Source organism: Corynebacterium pseudodiphtheriticum (genome assembly GCF_023509295.1).
Lineage (GTDB): Bacteria > Actinomycetota > Actinomycetes > Mycobacteriales > Mycobacteriaceae > Corynebacterium > Corynebacterium pseudodiphtheriticum.
Genome location: NZ_CP091864.1, coordinates 1,591,114 through 1,605,759, shown reverse-complemented (window position 1 = coordinate 1,605,759; position 14,646 = coordinate 1,591,114). Strand labels below are relative to the sequence as shown.

The window sequence follows — 14,646 nt, the reverse complement described above, 5'->3', positions numbered from 1 at the left end:
GCGTGCACCTAGCTGCGGGTTATATTCGTGGTTTCCGGGTTTTTCTGTGCCCGCCGCCGGGATTTCTTGAAAAACCGACCGTCGAAGCGTAACACCATGAAGATGGTAAACAATGCCATTGCGATACCAAATGCGAAGCACGTGATGTAACCAATTGCCGGGCCCAGAATGGAGATGACAAACGGGAAGACGAAGCCGATATAGGTCAGCGAATAGAACGAAGCGCTGGCGGCACCCAGTTCTTCGTCTGGAGCTTGACGCTGTGCTTCCTGTAGTCCCGACGACATGAGGATGCCGTAGGCGAAACCCAGCGGGATAGTGGCTAGCAACCCGAAGATGACACCAACGATGGAATCTTGCCAGAGGGTAACGCAGATTGAACACAGCATGCCAACGATGATCAGTGACAGCCCATAGACCGCTGGCGGGTAGGTCCGCGAGGTGCCAACGAACCGCTGAATCAGATTGCCGAAGACCATAGCCAAACAAGCGATCGAGCCGGTGTAGACGACCGGGTGGTCCATCTGTGCTTCCAGCAAACGGGTGTTGACTGCGAAGGCTGTGGAAGCCGCACCGAATACCCACGGACCGGACAAGCCTAGGGTAAGCCAAAAACGCTTGGTGGCTACCTGGCTGGCAAACAGCTTGCCCTTGCCGGAACTACCAGTAGTAACCGTCGGGGTGTTCCATACCAGCGGTGTAATGAGAGTTACTAGTACTAGGTGCAGCAGGTAGGGGAGTAAATCCGGCTTTGGCAAGAACTCAGCGACTAGACCCGCCACCAGAGGTCCGCCAGCAAAACCGGAAGTAAGAGCGATGGTCGCGCGGCGCGCACCCTGGATTGATGGCCCAGCTGATAGCTGCTTCAGCCAGGCTGCGCCGGAGGCCATAACTAGGCCGGTAGCCAGGCCGGTGATGAAGCGGCCAGTGCCGATAAAAAATGCCGGGCCGAAAGCACCGAGCGCCAAAACTGCGGAACCGAAAAAGGAGAGCACCAGTGCGGGGCGAATCAGCGCACGGCGGCCGTAGATATCTGATAGCGGGCCACCAATGATCAGAGCGGGGATGAGGCCCACGATGTAGATGGCGAGGAAAGCTGTCACCTGGCCGTCGCTAAGCCCGGCTTCCAGGCGGTAGGAAACCATCAGTGGAGCAAAGGCGTTGGCGCCGAATGCGACGACGAACATACCTAAGCCAACTCTTAACCAATCGCTGATACGCATGTGTTCCTCTTTTGGCTACTGGAGATCGTGTGTCGATGACCGCCGACAAGACCGGCGGTGTTTGTGATCTTTCATTACCTTGTGTGGTCATGTGACTGTGCTTAACATGATGACCGTTATGTTACGTGATTCAGCTCATAACACGAAAACCGGGCCTTCCTACTCTGCGTCCTGTAACGAGAACAGGAGCTAACAGAGGGAAGGCCCGGTATGCGCGCCAGCTAGCTGCTTAGCAGGGCTAGGCGATTGGTCCTCCGGAGTTTATCCAGAGAATTGGGACCGATTTATAGGTCCAAATCAGCCTCGAAGTCGGCAGTTTCGAGACGATCCTTGATGGTAGTGATGAAACGACCTGCGTCGGCACCGTCGACGACCTGGTGGTCGTAGGTGAATGGCAAGTAGCACATCTGGCGGATCGCGATAGCGTCCTGGCCGTCCTCGGTAACGACGACTGGGCGCTTTTCGATGACTGCCGTTCCCAGAATGCCGGCCTGTGGTGGAACCAGAATCGGAGTATCCAGCAACGCACCTTCGGAACCAATATTGGTGACCGTGAAGGTAGCGCCAGTGAGGTCATTCGGCTTCAACTTGTTGTTGCGTGCGCGGTCAGCCAAGTCGATGATCTCAGCGGCGATCTCAGGCAAGGACTTGTCCTGCGCCTTCTTGATCACTGGAGTCAACAAGCCCTTAGGGGTATCCACCGCGATGGCGACGTTGACGTCAGCGTGGTAGGTCATCTCCTTCTTTTCAGCGTTGTAGGAGGCGTTGACGTTCGGATGAGATACCAGGGCTTCGACGGCGGCCTTGACGAAGAATGGCAGGAAGGTCAACTTCGAACCGTGCTTGTCTGCGAAAGCCTGCTTGTTGGCCTTGCGCAGGTTGGACACAGCAGTCATGTCGATTTCCTGCACGTGGGTCAGCTGAGCAGAGATTTGCAGCGCTTCCACCATCTTTTCTGCGGTGATCTGGCGGATGCGGTTGACCTTTTGCGTGGTGCCGCGCAGCTCAGCCTTTTCTGGATCGACCGACTTGGTGGACCAGTTGGAGCCGGCCTTCTTCGCATCCTTTTCGGAAGACTGCGCAGAGCCCTGGGCAGAAGAATCAGCCGAGCTACCTTCGACAGCAGCCATGACATCCTGCTTGCGGATGCGACCACCGACGCCGGTACCTTCCAGTGAGCTCAGGTCAACGCCGTGCTTATCTGCCAGTTTGCGTACCAGCGGGGTGACGTAAGGAACCTTTCCGGAATTCTTCTTCGCTGAATCCTTCGCGGCGCCCTCGTTAGCCTTCTTGGTTTCTTGGTCGGAGTCTTGTTTCTTGTCCGCAGAATCCTTCTTCGCCGACGGTTCTTTCTTCGCAGACTCGGCTTCTTTATCCTCAGACTTCTTGTCTGCGGATTTCTTGTCTGCATCCTTAGAATCGTCGGATTCGTTGGAGTCGTTTGCTGCGGCGTTTTCGTCGCCAACGCGGACGATGACTTCTCCGACCTCGACGGTGTCGTCTTCTTCGGCGAGGATTTCGATGATGGTACCGGCAACTGGGGAAGGAACTTCGGTATCGACCTTGTCGGTGGATACCTCAAGCAGTGGTTCGTCGACTTCGACGGTATCGCCGACGGACTTCAGCCACTGGGTGATGGTGCCTTCGGTTACTGATTCGCCGAGTTCTGGCATTTCTACGTCGGTAGCTTGGGATGAGCCACCGGAAGACTTCTTGTCGTTCTTGGACTCTTTGTTGTCTTCCTTTTCCTCAGAAGCGGAATCCCCGGAGCCAGCATCGTCCTCAGCGTCGCCAGAATCGGCGGATTCGCTGGAGTCGTCTGCTGCGGCGTTTTCGTCGCCAACGCGGACGATGACTTCTCCGACCTCGACGGTGTCGTCTTCTTCGGCGAGGATTTCGATGATGGTACCGGCAACTGGGGAAGGAACTTCGGTATCGACCTTGTCGGTGGATACCTCAAGCAGTGGTTCGTCGACTTCGACGGTATCGCCGACGGACTTCAGCCACTGGGTGATGGTGCCTTCGGTTACTGATTCGCCGAGTTCTGGCATTTCTACGTCGGTAGCTTGGGATGAGCCACCGGAAGACTTCTTGTCGTTCTTGGACTCTTTGTTGTCTTCCTTTTCCTCAGAAGCGGAATCCCCGGAGCCAGCGTCGTCAGAATCATCGGCGCTAGCAGCATCAGCAGAGTCCTGCGAGTCTGCGTTCTCGCCCTCGTCGCCGATGATGGCAATGACGTCGCCAACTTCTACGGTGTCGTCTTCTTCGGCTTTGATCTCCAGAAGCGTACCCGAGACCGGGGAAGGGACTTCAGTGTCCACTTTGTCAGTGGAAACTTCGAGCAAAGGCTCGTCGGCTTCGACGGTATCGCCGACGGACTTCAGCCACTGGGTGATGGTGCCTTCGGTAACCGATTCGCCCAGCTCGGGCATCTCTACGGAGTGCGACATGTGTGAGAGACTCCTCTAAAGTCGTTAGTAAATAGAAGCTACGGCATTCCAGCCTACCGCCATCGCCGCTGCTACGTGTAATGAGTCAATGCGCAATATTGTGCACTACCCCTAGAATTGTGAACTGTGTTCAACCTATTCCGTCGTAACTCCACGAAATCACAGCTCAGGCCACCCCGCGCGCCTGGCGATACGATACGCGAGCACGACCAGGCAGATCTGGTTGCATGGATCGATGGCCGCGGTTTCATAGAAGGCTTCGTGGAGCCGGAAACCGTGGTTAATGAAATGTCGATTGTGCTTGTCGACGACTCCGGCGACTATATCCGCCGGCGTATTGGCGGGCCGAAAGGAATAGACGCCGTGGCCCGGGTACTAGATGTGCCAATCTATGACGTTGAAGAAACCGGGTATCCACAGCGTATGCGCGAGCGCATGAAACGCGAACGGATCCTACGCAAGCGCCAAGAACAAGTGGAGCGCCGCAAACAGTGGGAGCGGCGCCACGGAGATGCTTAGCTGGCGATTTCGTCCAACCAAGCAACTAGTGTGCGTACCGGAACACCGGTTGCTCGCTGCGCAGTGTATCCGGAAGCGCTTGCTGCCCAGGCAGGGCCGGCGATATCGAGATGTGCCCACTCAATGCCCTCGCCGACGAATTGCGACAGGTAGGTACCCGCAAACTGCATGCCACCCCAACGGTCCTCGGAGATATTGCGGATATCCGCCGCAGGGGTTTTAATCGCTTCTTCGTGCTCTTCCAGCAAGGCCATGGCCCAAGCTTTTTCGCCTACACGGCGTCCCAGCTCAGCGATGCGATCACGTAGCTCATCGCTACCCATAACACCGTAGGTTTTCTTGCCCAACGCGAGCATCTGGTGGCCGGTCAACGTTGCCGTCTCTACCAGATAATCTGGCTTGTCTTCGCTCGCGCGCGCGATGGCGTCGGCAAGCACGATACGGCCTTCAGCATCGGTATTCAGAATTTCTGAAGTAATGCCACCATAGTGGGTGATGACGTCTCCTGGGCGAATAGCGTTACCGGAAGGCATGTTTTCTGCCAGCGGCACAGTGGTGGTTAACTCCACGTTGAGGTCGAGCTTTGCAGCAGCGACAGTGGCAGCTACGACGGCTGCTGAGCCACCCATGTCCATGATCATCTCGCCCATGCCTGCGCCCGGCTTCAAAGAGATACCACCGGTGTCAAAGGTAATGCCCTTGCCTACGAGAGCAACCTTCTTCTTGGCCTTGCGTGGACTATGGTGCAGGCGGACCAGACGCGGTGGGCGGACCGAACCTTGGCCGACCGCCAAAATACCACCAAAGCCCTCTTTTTCCAGTTGTTTTTCGTCGAGAATCTCCACCTTCAGGCCTGCATCTTCGGCAAAGCCACGGATAAACTCAGCATAGGATTCTGGGAATTTATGGCTGGAAGGAACGTTGACAAAGTCCCGTGCTAGGCACACCGATTCTGCACCAACTTGTGCGAGACGGAAGACATCAGAATCCTTCTTTGGATCGCCGAGCACAGTGAATTCGGCGGGATCTTTATCAGCGCGGTTCTTTTTCTCGTCCGGCTGGGTGACACCCTCGTCTTTGCTTCCACGGATGCCTGGGTAGGCATATCCGCCTAAGATCAAGCCTTCTACGATGGCGGCGAGGTGATCACGGTCACCGGAAAGAGCAACGGCGACCGAACTTAGATCCTTGACCGCGCGGGAAAGAGTACCAGCCGCGCGACGCAGAACCTCGTCGTCAAGCTTGTCCTGCACACCCAAACCCACCGCGACGACTACGTCGACGCCCAGCTTTTTTGGGGCCGGCAAGCGGGTGATTTCGTTTGCTTTGCCCGTGGCTTTGACTGTCTGCAAGCCCTCGACCACTTCGCGTAGCTGGCCACCAGAGAGCCAATCTGTGTCAAGGATTTCTACGCTGTTCTCGTTGGCTGAGTCCTGCGTGCGGAACACGCCGATGACGAGGGCATCGGCGTTTTTAGGCAACTTTTTCTGCAACTCCACTGGGCTAATCTTGCCGCGGGCTGGAAGTTCGAACTTTGGGGCAGCCATAATATCCTTTCTTGTCACATGACAATGGTCGCGCAATCTAGTTGAAATTCGTTCTAGGCCTTCCCAGCCTAGCGGGATTTACCGCAGAACGCCGTGCAAGGGTGTGCCCTAAGTCTCTATTAAAAGGTGGAAAGGGTACATTAGCTACCATGAGCGACTTCAAATTTTCCGTGACCCGCAATGACACTCCGACGCCCGCAGCTGAACGCGAGGAAATCCTGGCGAACCCAGCTTTCGGTAAAAAATTCACGGATCACATGGTGGTTGCCGACTGGAATGCAGAACAAGGCTGGCACAACCTATCGGTGCAGCCATACGCGCCATTGACCTTGGATCCTGCGACGACCGTTTTTCATTACGGGCAAGCAATTTTTGAAGGCATCAAGGCATATCGGCAGAGTGATGATTCAATCGTTACTTTCCGTCCTGAGAAGAATGCGCAACGTATAGCGAGCTCCGCGCAGCGCATGGCAATGCCGGAAATCCCAGAGCAATTATTTATCCAAGCATTGAAAGAATTAGTTGCCGTCGACAAGGATTGGGTCCCAGCAGCCGGGGGAGAGGGATCCTTGTACCTTCGTCCATTCCTGATTGCAACGGAAATAGGGCTCGGCGTCGCGCCATCGCAGTCTTATCGATTCTTGGTTATTGCCTCGCCAGTCGGTGCGTATTTTCAGGGTGGCGTGAAACCGGTATCTGTGTGGATTTCCGAAGATTATGTGCGTGCCGCTCCCGGTGGAACCGGGGCCGCCAAATTCGCCGGTAACTACGCTGCTTCGCTAGTTGCCCAGCAAGAATCCATCGCACATGGCTGCGACCAAGTGGTCTTTTTAGATGCTGCGAAACGCCAAAAAGTCGAAGAGATGGGCGGCATGAACGTCATGTTTGTCATCCAGGGCAAGCTGGTCACTCCCGAACTGACCGGCACTATTTTGCCTGGTGTGACGCGAAATTCGCTGTTGCAACTAGCGCGTGAGATGGGCATTGAAGTGGTGGAAGAAAGCATCACTCTGGAGCAATGGCGGGAAGCCGCCGAATCCGGTGCCATGAGCGAGGCCTTTGCGTGCGGGACGGCAGCGGTAATCACGCCAATCGGCACCGTGAAAACTACCAGTGGCACGTTTAGCATCGGTGGCGGTCAACCCGGCGAAATCACGATGCAACTGCGTGAGAAACTAACCGGAATCCAACGGGGAGAAGTTGAGGACACGCACGGCTGGCTACAAAAGCTCGCCTGATGATCACGCGCCGTGATTGTGCGCGTTGATCGCATCAGTGATTGCATAAACCTCATCAGCTACTAGCTCAATCGCTGCGTTGAGCGCAGATAATGCTAGTACGCCACCGGTTCCTTGCCCGGTTGTGAGATCGAAGGCAAGTAGGGGCGTTAATCCCAATTGTTGAACGGCTTGGATATGCGCAGGCTCCGGGGACAGCTGTGCCGAGCGCAGCCATGGTTGGGTTCCTGGAACAATTTTTTCTGCTATCAGGCCACACACAGTGGCAAGGCAGCCGTCGACAAGCACTGGAGTGCGTCGGGAAGTTGCTTGCAGAATAAAACCAACTAATGACTGCACCGTTGGCATTTGGCATTCGCGCACAAGATCCAACAAACTAGCGGGATATCGTCGGAAGCGGAACATGTGATCCCGGATAGCCGTGACGTCGGCTTGCCATTGTTTCGTCGTAAGCGAAGCTTCCAAGCTGGCTAGTGCTACCGGTTCTGTCTTCGTTATTGCGCCAAACAAGGCAGCAGCTTCGACGGAGAATCCCTCAGTGAGCTCGCCTGGGATCAGTAGATCTGCGCCAGCATCGATTTCAGAATCAGCGATAGAGCGGCCAAATTCTAGCGCGGCTCCGTCGGTAGGGATCTCCTCTAGGCGAACGCCAGCACCATGAGTACGGGCCAGTGTCGCCACGGGGGCAGAACCAGCGGCAATATCGTTGGCTGCAGTCTGGGACTCGGGCGTGCGCAAAGATGACGAACCGTTGCTACCAGTGGCAGAGTTCCGGGGGGCAGAGTTTCGGGGGGCAGAACTGCCGGGGGCAGGGCTGGCGGTAGCAGAATGGAAAATGACGACTCGGGGCTGCCGCAACGGCTCCGCGGGAACTTTCCCTTGGCACGCGGCCATGAAAGCTGCTGCATCAGTAAGCCGACCAAAACTCCGGCCCCGCTGTGTCGACGACATAGCTGCAACCACCGCGGCGCTAGCCTCAGTATCAATCTTCGCGGGAGCCCCAAGATCAGCAAACTCAGCACTGTCGGCTTGGGCGTTGGAATCCGCGTTAGCGGCAGCGTCAGCACTCTGCTTGGGTGTGGAATCAGGCTCGGGCTGGGGGATGGATGCGGGCTCGTGCGGCATTGGCATTGTGAAAACCTAAACTGTAACTATCTAGGGCCTAGAAGAATGAAGAATAGGGACGGTTAGACCTTGGCACCGCGTTCGACCTGGGGCTTTGGTGAACGCCACTTGCGTGGCTGAGTGGCACGAGAATAAGCGTAAAAGCCCAAGCGCAATCCAGCTTCGGTGGAGTCTGGGAATTTCTTGCGCACCGCGTTATTGCAACGTTTGCCCAGGATAACCCCCTCGATTGCGAGAATAACAATAATCACCATGCCGATGAGTGAAATGATATTCGCTGCGTGAGGGTTAATTCCGCCGAGCAGGGTAGCACCAAGAATAATAAGGGCAATAAGCATCACCCAGTTGGTCAAGAAAGCGCGGGAATCCACCCAGTCCCGTGCGTAGCGTCGCTCTGGTCCAATATCGCGAGCCAAGAGGTAGCGCTCATCGCCAGCATCCATGCGTTCTTGCTGTTCCTTACGACGACGCATGTTTTCTTGGCGTTCTTCGCGTTTGTATTCTTTCCATTCTTGCTTGGACATGGATTTTTTGAGCTCTTTACGACGTTCTCGAGCCTGGGCTGGGGATGCACCGTTAGGATCGCGTCGTACGCCGCGACGAATCTCTTGCTCTTTGCGCGAGGGAGTAGGTTTATTTTTCTTAGGGGTGTAGCCCTTCGGTAAATCTGTCTGCTCTGCGGAAGCAGAATTGGCCTGTGCAGGGCTAGATTGTGCAGAGTTTGATGGTGCAGATGAGCTCTTATTGTCCGCACTGGTAGTGGAGTTGTCGGAGTTATCTGCTTTGATGTTTTGAGGTTTTTGCCACGGTAGTTTCACAGTTCTACAGGGTACAACTTTGTGTGCTGGTAACAAGAATAAGTACTTGTCGGGTATGTCCGGCGTAGGTGGCGCAAACAGCCTTGGGGCAGTTAAATTAAATGTCGAACGGACTGCGGATCCAGGGGTTTCGTCTCGCACGAAAGGCGAGTACTCTGGACGCAAACGACGCGTTCACCACGAAGGAGAACTATTATGACCGCCCCAACTTCGTCGACCGGCGTAATTTTGACTGACGCTGCAGCTGAGAAAGCTAAGTCTTTGCTAGAGCAGGAAGGCCGTACAGATTTGTCTCTGCGTATTGCCGTTCAGCCAGGTGGTTGTGCAGGTTTGCGCTATCAACTGTACTTTGACGACCGCGAGCTCGATGGTGATAAAAGCGATGAGATCGACGGCGTTACCTTGGTTGTCGACAAGATGTCGGTGCCGTACCTGATGGGTGCGAAGATTGACTTCGCTGACACCATTGAGCAGCAAGGATTTACTATCGATAATCCGAATGCCGGTGGATCCTGCGCTTGCGGCGATTCTTTCAACTAAAATTATAGTCAGGATTCCAAACAACTCGACGGATATTAAAAGCCCCTGGTTCTCGTTACTAATCAGTACAGAGAGCCAGGGGCTTTAGCGTTGTGCGCGGCCGGGCTGCATCAATAGTGCTGCCCAGGGCCGCGTCAGTATGCACTTATAGGCGGACTGGGTAGTCCCGTTGCTCGATATTTGGGTCGATACGTTTCTCCACGAAAATTCCGTGCCAGACCATGAAGGCCAGCACTGTCCACAGACGACGTGAGTGATCTGATTGGCCTGCACGGTGTTCTTGCAGCATCTCCAGGACAGCTTTCTTGTTGAAGATGTCTTCTGTTTGGGAGGCGTTAATCTGCTCTTGTGCCCATCCGTGTAGTTCATCTCCTGCTAACCAGTGCCGCATCGGTACCGGGAAGCCTAATTTCTTTCGGTGCAAAACATGTGGGGGAACGATTTGTTCCATAGCCTTACGTAAGGCATATTTCGTGGTTCCATGGGAGATCTTCAGTTCGTGCGGGATGGTTTCGGCAACCCGGAAAACTTCCTTGTCGAGGAATGGGACGCGGAGTTCTAAGGAGTTCGCCATATTGATCTTGTCCGCTTTCACGAGGATGTCGCCGCGCATCCAGGTAAACAAGTCCAAATGCTGCATACGCGCAACGGGGTCCATGTCTTCAGAACGCGCGTAAATGTCTTTGGTGACATCACGGTGATCCCAATCTTTACGGGCCCAAGGGATCACGCGTTGCATTTGCTCGAAATTGAAAGAGCGAGCATTACCGTAGTAGCGCTCTTCCATGGACATCGATCCGCGTTCGAGAAGGGATTTCCCCTTCATGCCATCAGGCAAGATACGGGAAAGTGCGCCTAGGCCCCGACGCAAAGGGCTTGGAATTTTTTCGAATGGCGCGAGGGAGAGGGGCTCTTTGTAAATAGTGTAACCGCCAAAGAGCTCGTCGGCACCCTCGCCAGAGAGCACGACCTTGACGTGTTTCCGAGCTTCTGCTGCGACAAAATGCAGCGGAACGAGGGAGGGGTCTGCCACAGGGTCATCCAGATACCACATGATTTTCGGAATGGCGTCGGCATATTCTTCTGGGCTGACAATCTTAACGATATGCTCAGCGCCAATCGCTTCTGCCGACTCTGCCGCGACGTCGACCTCAGAATAACCTTCGCGTTCGAAACCGGTGGTAAATGTTAAAAGATTTGGGTTGTGTCGTTTCGCCAATGCAGCGATCGCGGTGGAATCAATACCACCCGACAAGAATGACCCAACAGTGACGTCTGCGCGCATGTGCTTTTCGACGGAATCCTCGAGGGCATGGGCGATTCGGTCAAAAAGCTGTTGCTCCTGGCCTGCCGGAACGGCTTTAGTCTGAAACCGAGGCCGGAAATAACGTTCCGCTTTGACCTGACCGCCTGGCGAAAGAATTGCAGTGCAACCTGATTCCAGGCGACGAATGTCTGCGTGCAAAGATTCTGGTTCTGGGACATATTGCAGGTCCACATAATGTTCGATGGCCCTGCGGTCAAGGCTTAGCCCTAGATCGATAGCGTCGGCAAGCTCCAGAATGGATTTTTTCTCGGACGCAAAAACGGTTCCTGCCGGCGTTGTGGCATAAAACAGCGGCTTGATTCCAAACTGATCGCGGGCGACGAACATCTGTTTCCGGCGGGTGTCCCAGATGGCGATGGCGAACATTCCACGAAGATGCTCGACGACGGAAGGTCCCCAATGGTGGAAACCGACAACAATTGGTTCACCATCGCCGGATGTCTGAAAGTGATACCCCGCCTCTTTGAGCTCGGCACGAAGTTCAACGTAGTTATAAATTTCCCCATTGAACGTCATCGCGTAGCGCTCAGGGTCGTCCTCTGGACCCCAGCGTAAAGGCTGATGAGAATGCTCCAGGTCGATGATTGACAGCCGGTTGAAGCCAAAAACTGCGTGTTCATCGTTCCAGGTGCCAGCGGCGTCAGGGCCACGATGGCGCATGCAAGGGAGCGCTTCTTCCATAGCGGTAACGTAAGAAGGGGCATCGCTTTGGGCGCTCAACATAGCGAGAAGTCCGCACATTGTTTATTTCTCCTCAGGGTGGTGATCTGCCACGACTACTTTACGGCCAAGTATTCGTCAGCGGTTAATCATTTAACGGAGAGTTTCGCGCATATTGGACCTGAATCCCATGGGCTTATCCGTTTACCTCAATGTGAGTGAAACTTTGGGATGATAGCGGCGATATGTAGTGTGAGATGGCTAATACTTTTGGCATTCCGTGTGTGGTCAATTTTTGTCGGTGGGCTAAATGGTTGCCCATTGTCCAGCGCGTATCGGGGTGACTGGAGCGTTGCTGTACTTCTGGATGTGCAAGCCTTTATTTAGCTGGAAATAGGTTCATGCAACCCTGATAAGAAGATGGCGTATTTGAGTTATGCTGCTTGAATAGGAATGCTTATAAAAGTAGGCAGACAATTGTGTGCAAAGAAAGGCAGAACACACGTGGGACAGCGTAAAGAACGCAGCTTGAGCCGGAAGCTGGGCCTTGGTGGCGTCTTGGGCCTCGCAACGGTCGGTCTGGCCGCTTGTGAGGTCGAGCCACCGGCAGCGGCATCGAAATTCCTGCACATGGGTTGGCCTGAGGGAGTTACCCCCGAGGCGAACTCAATGTTTAATTTCTGGATCTGGATTTGGGTCCTTGCCTGGTTTATCGGCATTATCATGTGGGCGCTGTTCCTGACGGCCATTTTCCGCTGGAGTGCCAAGCGTGCAAAAAAGAATGGTCGAGGAGAATTCCCTCGTCAACTGCAGTACAACGTGCCTGTTGAATTGGTTTTGACGATTATTCCCGTCATCATCGTTATGGCGCTATTCTTCTTTACCGTTCAAGTCCAGCAGAAAGTTGTCGCGAACGACAAAGAGCCTGAGGTTGCCGTAGACGTCACTGCTTTCCAGTGGAACTGGAAGTTTGGTTATGCAGAGGTTGGCGGAAACTTCACTCCTAATGGTCAGGATTATCTCGGCGAAGACGAGGAGCGTACCGCTATCGCCGAGAAGTCCAAGCATGACCCTGAAGATGTTAAGAACGCCAACCCTGTTCACGGACGTTCCAGCGGTGACAACTCGTACTTGAATTACAACGAGATCGAGACGCTGGGAACCACAGATGAGATTCCTGTTTTGGTTCTGCCTACCAACACCGCAATCGAATTCCGTCTAGCTTCCGGCGACGTTTCTCACTCCTTCTGGGTCCCTGAATTCTTGTTCAAGCGTGACGTTTATTCTCACCCAGAAAACAACCAGCAGGAGCGCGCATTCCAGATTGAGGAAATCCAAGAAGAGGGTGCCTTCGTAGGTCGCTGTGCTGAGATGTGCGGTACTTACCACGCGATGATGAACTTCGAGATCCGCGCGGTCTCCCCAGAGAAGTTCGCTCAGTATATGGAATTCCGTATGGCTAACCCGGATGCCCCTAACTCAGAGGCGCTGGCATCCATCGGTGAAGCCCCATATGCAACCTCCACCAAGCCATTCAACTCCGCTCGCGAGACCGCCGATGGCGATAACGCGGCAGATCCGAACACCGCTCTGTAAAGCCAAAGGAGAATACAGACATGCGCGCCAGTGCGAAACTCTTTTACGCAATCGCCGTCTTCCTCGGAATCTCCGGTGTTGTCTACGTCTTCGGTACCGTATGGATTGAAGATGACGGTTGGAAGTACCGCTACGACTGGGCTGGTGGCATCCCGTTGCTCTTGTCGTCTCTTATGGCGATTATGCTCGGTGCCTACCTGCATATAACCGAATCCCGATCCGACGTCCTTCCGGAAGACTGGGAGGAAGCGGAAATCTCTGACTCCGCGGGAGTCCTCGGATTTTTCTCCCCGGGATCCATGTGGCCATTCTGGATGTCGATCTCCATCTTCGTATTCGGCCTTGGTGTTATCTTCTTGTACTACTGGCTGATCCTGGTTGGTGGCGTAATGCTCATTTGGGCATGTACGATGCTGAGCCTGCAATACGGATTGCCTAAAGAAAAGCACTAGTTTAAATCCCCGATCTGGTTTCGGCGCAACCTTCAACCCCTAATTGCTCTTCGCTCGAGCAATTGGGGGTTTTGTTGCGCCGGGGGCCAGGGTGGGGAGGGTAAATGAGAGTGTAAAGACCCGAGCGAATATCGACTAGTGACGAAAAAATCTATTGAGTTCCAAGCTGTTTGGATCATGAATTAGTTGGCGCAATTTTAGGGGCAACCAAAAGTTGGAGTCATTGGAAAATGGCAATTTTGGCTTGTGAGTTAGGGCACTTTGACGGTTGAGGTGCGAAAACCAATACCCCCGATTTGAGTTAAAGCAGTAACCTGCTCTCGCTGATGATCGAGGTTATCGGGGGTGTAATTGCCGGTTGACCTGCTAGTTAAGTTAGTCGGAATTTGCGGGAAAAAGTTCCAGGGTGGGTATAAATACTTTAGCTACCCCCGTATGGTGTGGGTGTCGCATATGGCCTTATGGTGACCTGGGAAAATGGCTAAGAATTGAGATGAAATTCGAGAAAGGACGGTGCATACTTATGAGCGTGACGAGCGCAGTAACTAACCCAGGAATGACAGCACCACAACGTGTTGTGTCGCTGAACCGACCAAACATGGTCAGCGTAGGCACGATTGTGTTCCTGTCGCAGGAATTAATGTTCTTCGCCGGACTGTTCGCGATGTGGTTTACCTCGCGCGCAAACGGACAGGCAGGGGACTGGACTGAACAGACCGAGCACCTTAACGTGATCTACGGTCTCATCATTACAGCTATCCTTATTACTTCGTCTGTGACCTCGCAGTTCGGCGTTTTCGCGGCCGAGAAAGGTGACGTCTTCAAGCTCCGCTTGTGGTACGTAATCACTATTGCCCTTGGTGTTGTTTTCTTGGGCATGGTCGCATTCGAGTACTACGAGATGATCTCGCACGGCGTAACCATTCAAGCCAGTGTGTTTGGCTCGGTGTTCTTTATCATCACCGGCTTCCATATGCTGCACGTGACGGCGGGCCTTATCGCATTCGCTATCGTGCTGGCGCGAATTTGGAAGTCTAAATTCACCCCCGCACAGGCAACTGCTGCGATGGCAGTCTCGTATTACTGGCACTTCGTTGACGTCATCTGGATCGGCGTCTTCATCGTTATTTATCTCGTTCAGTAGGCCGTAG

Annotated in this window: 12 protein-coding genes; 6 read left to right on the top strand and 6 right to left on the bottom strand. The window is 54.2% G+C overall.

All coding sequences use genetic code 11. The features are described from left to right. Window positions 1–8: 8 nt before the first annotated feature. Both L9H78_RS07200 and sucB read right to left on the bottom strand, forming a co-directional pair. Window positions 9–1,223, bottom strand: coding sequence for an MFS transporter (locus L9H78_RS07200; protein WP_249619674.1), 1,215 nt, complete (start codon window positions 1,221–1,223; stop codon window positions 9–11). Between the two features lie 284 nt (window positions 1,224–1,507). After that, the gene (gene sucB, locus L9H78_RS07195) at window positions 1,508–3,673 is read right to left on the bottom strand and encodes a 2-oxoglutarate dehydrogenase, E2 component, dihydrolipoamide succinyltransferase (protein ID WP_249619673.1); all 2,166 of its coding nucleotides are present in this window, start codon (window positions 3,671–3,673) and stop codon (window positions 1,508–1,510) included. A 126-nt stretch (window positions 3,674–3,799) separates the two neighbouring features. Here sucB and L9H78_RS07190 point away from each other — a divergent pair, with 126 nt between their 5' ends. Beyond that, a complete protein-coding gene (locus L9H78_RS07190) occupies window positions 3,800–4,192 on the top strand; it encodes an oxidoreductase (RefSeq protein WP_249619672.1) in 393 nt (130 codons plus the stop codon). On the opposite strand, the gene L9H78_RS07185 is transcribed toward L9H78_RS07190, so the two are convergent. After that, window positions 4,189–5,739: a leucyl aminopeptidase gene (locus L9H78_RS07185; RefSeq protein WP_249619671.1), complete on the bottom strand. Its 1,551-nt coding sequence runs from the start codon at window positions 5,737–5,739 to the stop codon at window positions 4,189–4,191. The genes L9H78_RS07190 and L9H78_RS07185 overlap by 4 nt on opposite strands. 149 nt (window positions 5,740–5,888) lie before the next feature. On the opposite strand from L9H78_RS07185, the gene L9H78_RS07180 reads away from it, so the two are divergent. Then, a complete protein-coding gene (locus tag L9H78_RS07180; protein WP_249617455.1) occupies window positions 5,889–6,977 on the top strand; it encodes a branched-chain amino acid aminotransferase in 1,089 nt (362 codons plus the stop codon). Window positions 6,978–6,980: 3 nt separating this feature from the next. Here the strand turns inward: L9H78_RS07180 and L9H78_RS07175 are convergent, their stop codons facing one another. Then, entirely contained in the window at window positions 6,981–8,108 is a 1,128-nt protein-coding gene (locus L9H78_RS07175) for a nicotinate-nucleotide--dimethylbenzimidazole phosphoribosyltransferase (RefSeq protein ID WP_249619670.1), read from the bottom strand. A gap of 56 nt (window positions 8,109–8,164) precedes the next feature. Further along, window positions 8,165–8,920: a DUF3043 domain-containing protein gene (locus L9H78_RS07170; protein ID WP_249619669.1), complete on the bottom strand. Its 756-nt coding sequence runs from the start codon at window positions 8,918–8,920 to the stop codon at window positions 8,165–8,167. Between the two features lie 195 nt (window positions 8,921–9,115). On the opposite strand from L9H78_RS07170, the gene L9H78_RS07165 reads away from it, so the two are divergent. Continuing rightward, complete coding sequence (locus L9H78_RS07165; RefSeq protein ID WP_249617452.1) at window positions 9,116–9,460, top strand: HesB/IscA family protein; 345 nt, start codon at window positions 9,116–9,118, stop codon at window positions 9,458–9,460. Window positions 9,461–9,605: 145 nt separating this feature from the next. On the opposite strand, the gene asnB is transcribed toward L9H78_RS07165, so the two are convergent. Further along, window positions 9,606–11,528 carry an asparagine synthase (glutamine-hydrolyzing) gene (gene asnB / locus L9H78_RS07160; protein ID WP_249619668.1) on the bottom strand — a complete coding sequence of 641 codons (1,923 nt, stop codon included), beginning with the start codon at window positions 11,526–11,528 and terminating at the stop codon, window positions 9,606–9,608. Between the two features lie 423 nt (window positions 11,529–11,951). Here asnB and ctaC point away from each other — a divergent pair, with 423 nt between their 5' ends. From ctaC to ctaE, 3 genes are all read left to right on the top strand, one after another. Then, a complete protein-coding gene (ctaC, locus tag L9H78_RS07155; RefSeq protein WP_021353810.1) occupies window positions 11,952–13,043 on the top strand; it encodes an aa3-type cytochrome oxidase subunit II in 1,092 nt (363 codons plus the stop codon). Between the two features lie 20 nt (window positions 13,044–13,063). Next, a complete protein-coding gene (gene ctaF, locus L9H78_RS07150; RefSeq protein WP_021353811.1) occupies window positions 13,064–13,495 on the top strand; it encodes an aa3-type cytochrome oxidase subunit IV in 432 nt (143 codons plus the stop codon). A gap of 529 nt (window positions 13,496–14,024) precedes the next feature. Further along, on the top strand, window positions 14,025–14,639 hold the full coding sequence (gene ctaE / locus L9H78_RS07145; RefSeq protein WP_430622718.1) for an aa3-type cytochrome oxidase subunit III: 615 nt from the start codon (window positions 14,025–14,027) through the stop codon (window positions 14,637–14,639). Window positions 14,640–14,646 lie beyond the last annotated feature (7 nt).

Bases quoted from the DNA above. Each gene is read 5' to 3' on its own strand.
- sucB (WP_249619673.1), bottom strand. From the start codon at position 3,673: ATGTCGCACTCCGTAGAGATGCCCGAGCTGGGCGAATCGGTTACCGAA.
- asnB (WP_249619668.1), bottom strand. From the start codon at position 11,528: ATGTGCGGACTTCTCGCTATGTTGAGCGCCCAAAGCGATGCCCCTTCT.
- L9H78_RS07185 (WP_249619671.1), bottom strand. From the start codon at position 5,739: ATGGCTGCCCCAAAGTTCGAACTTCCAGCCCGCGGCAAGATTAGCCCA.
- L9H78_RS07200 (WP_249619674.1), bottom strand. From the start codon at position 1,223: ATGCGTATCAGCGATTGGTTAAGAGTTGGCTTAGGTATGTTCGTCGTC.
- L9H78_RS07165 (WP_249617452.1), top strand. From the start codon at position 9,116: ATGACCGCCCCAACTTCGTCGACCGGCGTAATTTTGACTGACGCTGCA.
- ctaF (WP_021353811.1), top strand. From the start codon at position 13,064: ATGCGCGCCAGTGCGAAACTCTTTTACGCAATCGCCGTCTTCCTCGGA.
- L9H78_RS07175 (WP_249619670.1), bottom strand. From the start codon at position 8,108: ATGCCAATGCCGCACGAGCCCGCATCCATCCCCCAGCCCGAGCCTGAT.
- L9H78_RS07180 (WP_249617455.1), top strand. From the start codon at position 5,889: ATGAGCGACTTCAAATTTTCCGTGACCCGCAATGACACTCCGACGCCC.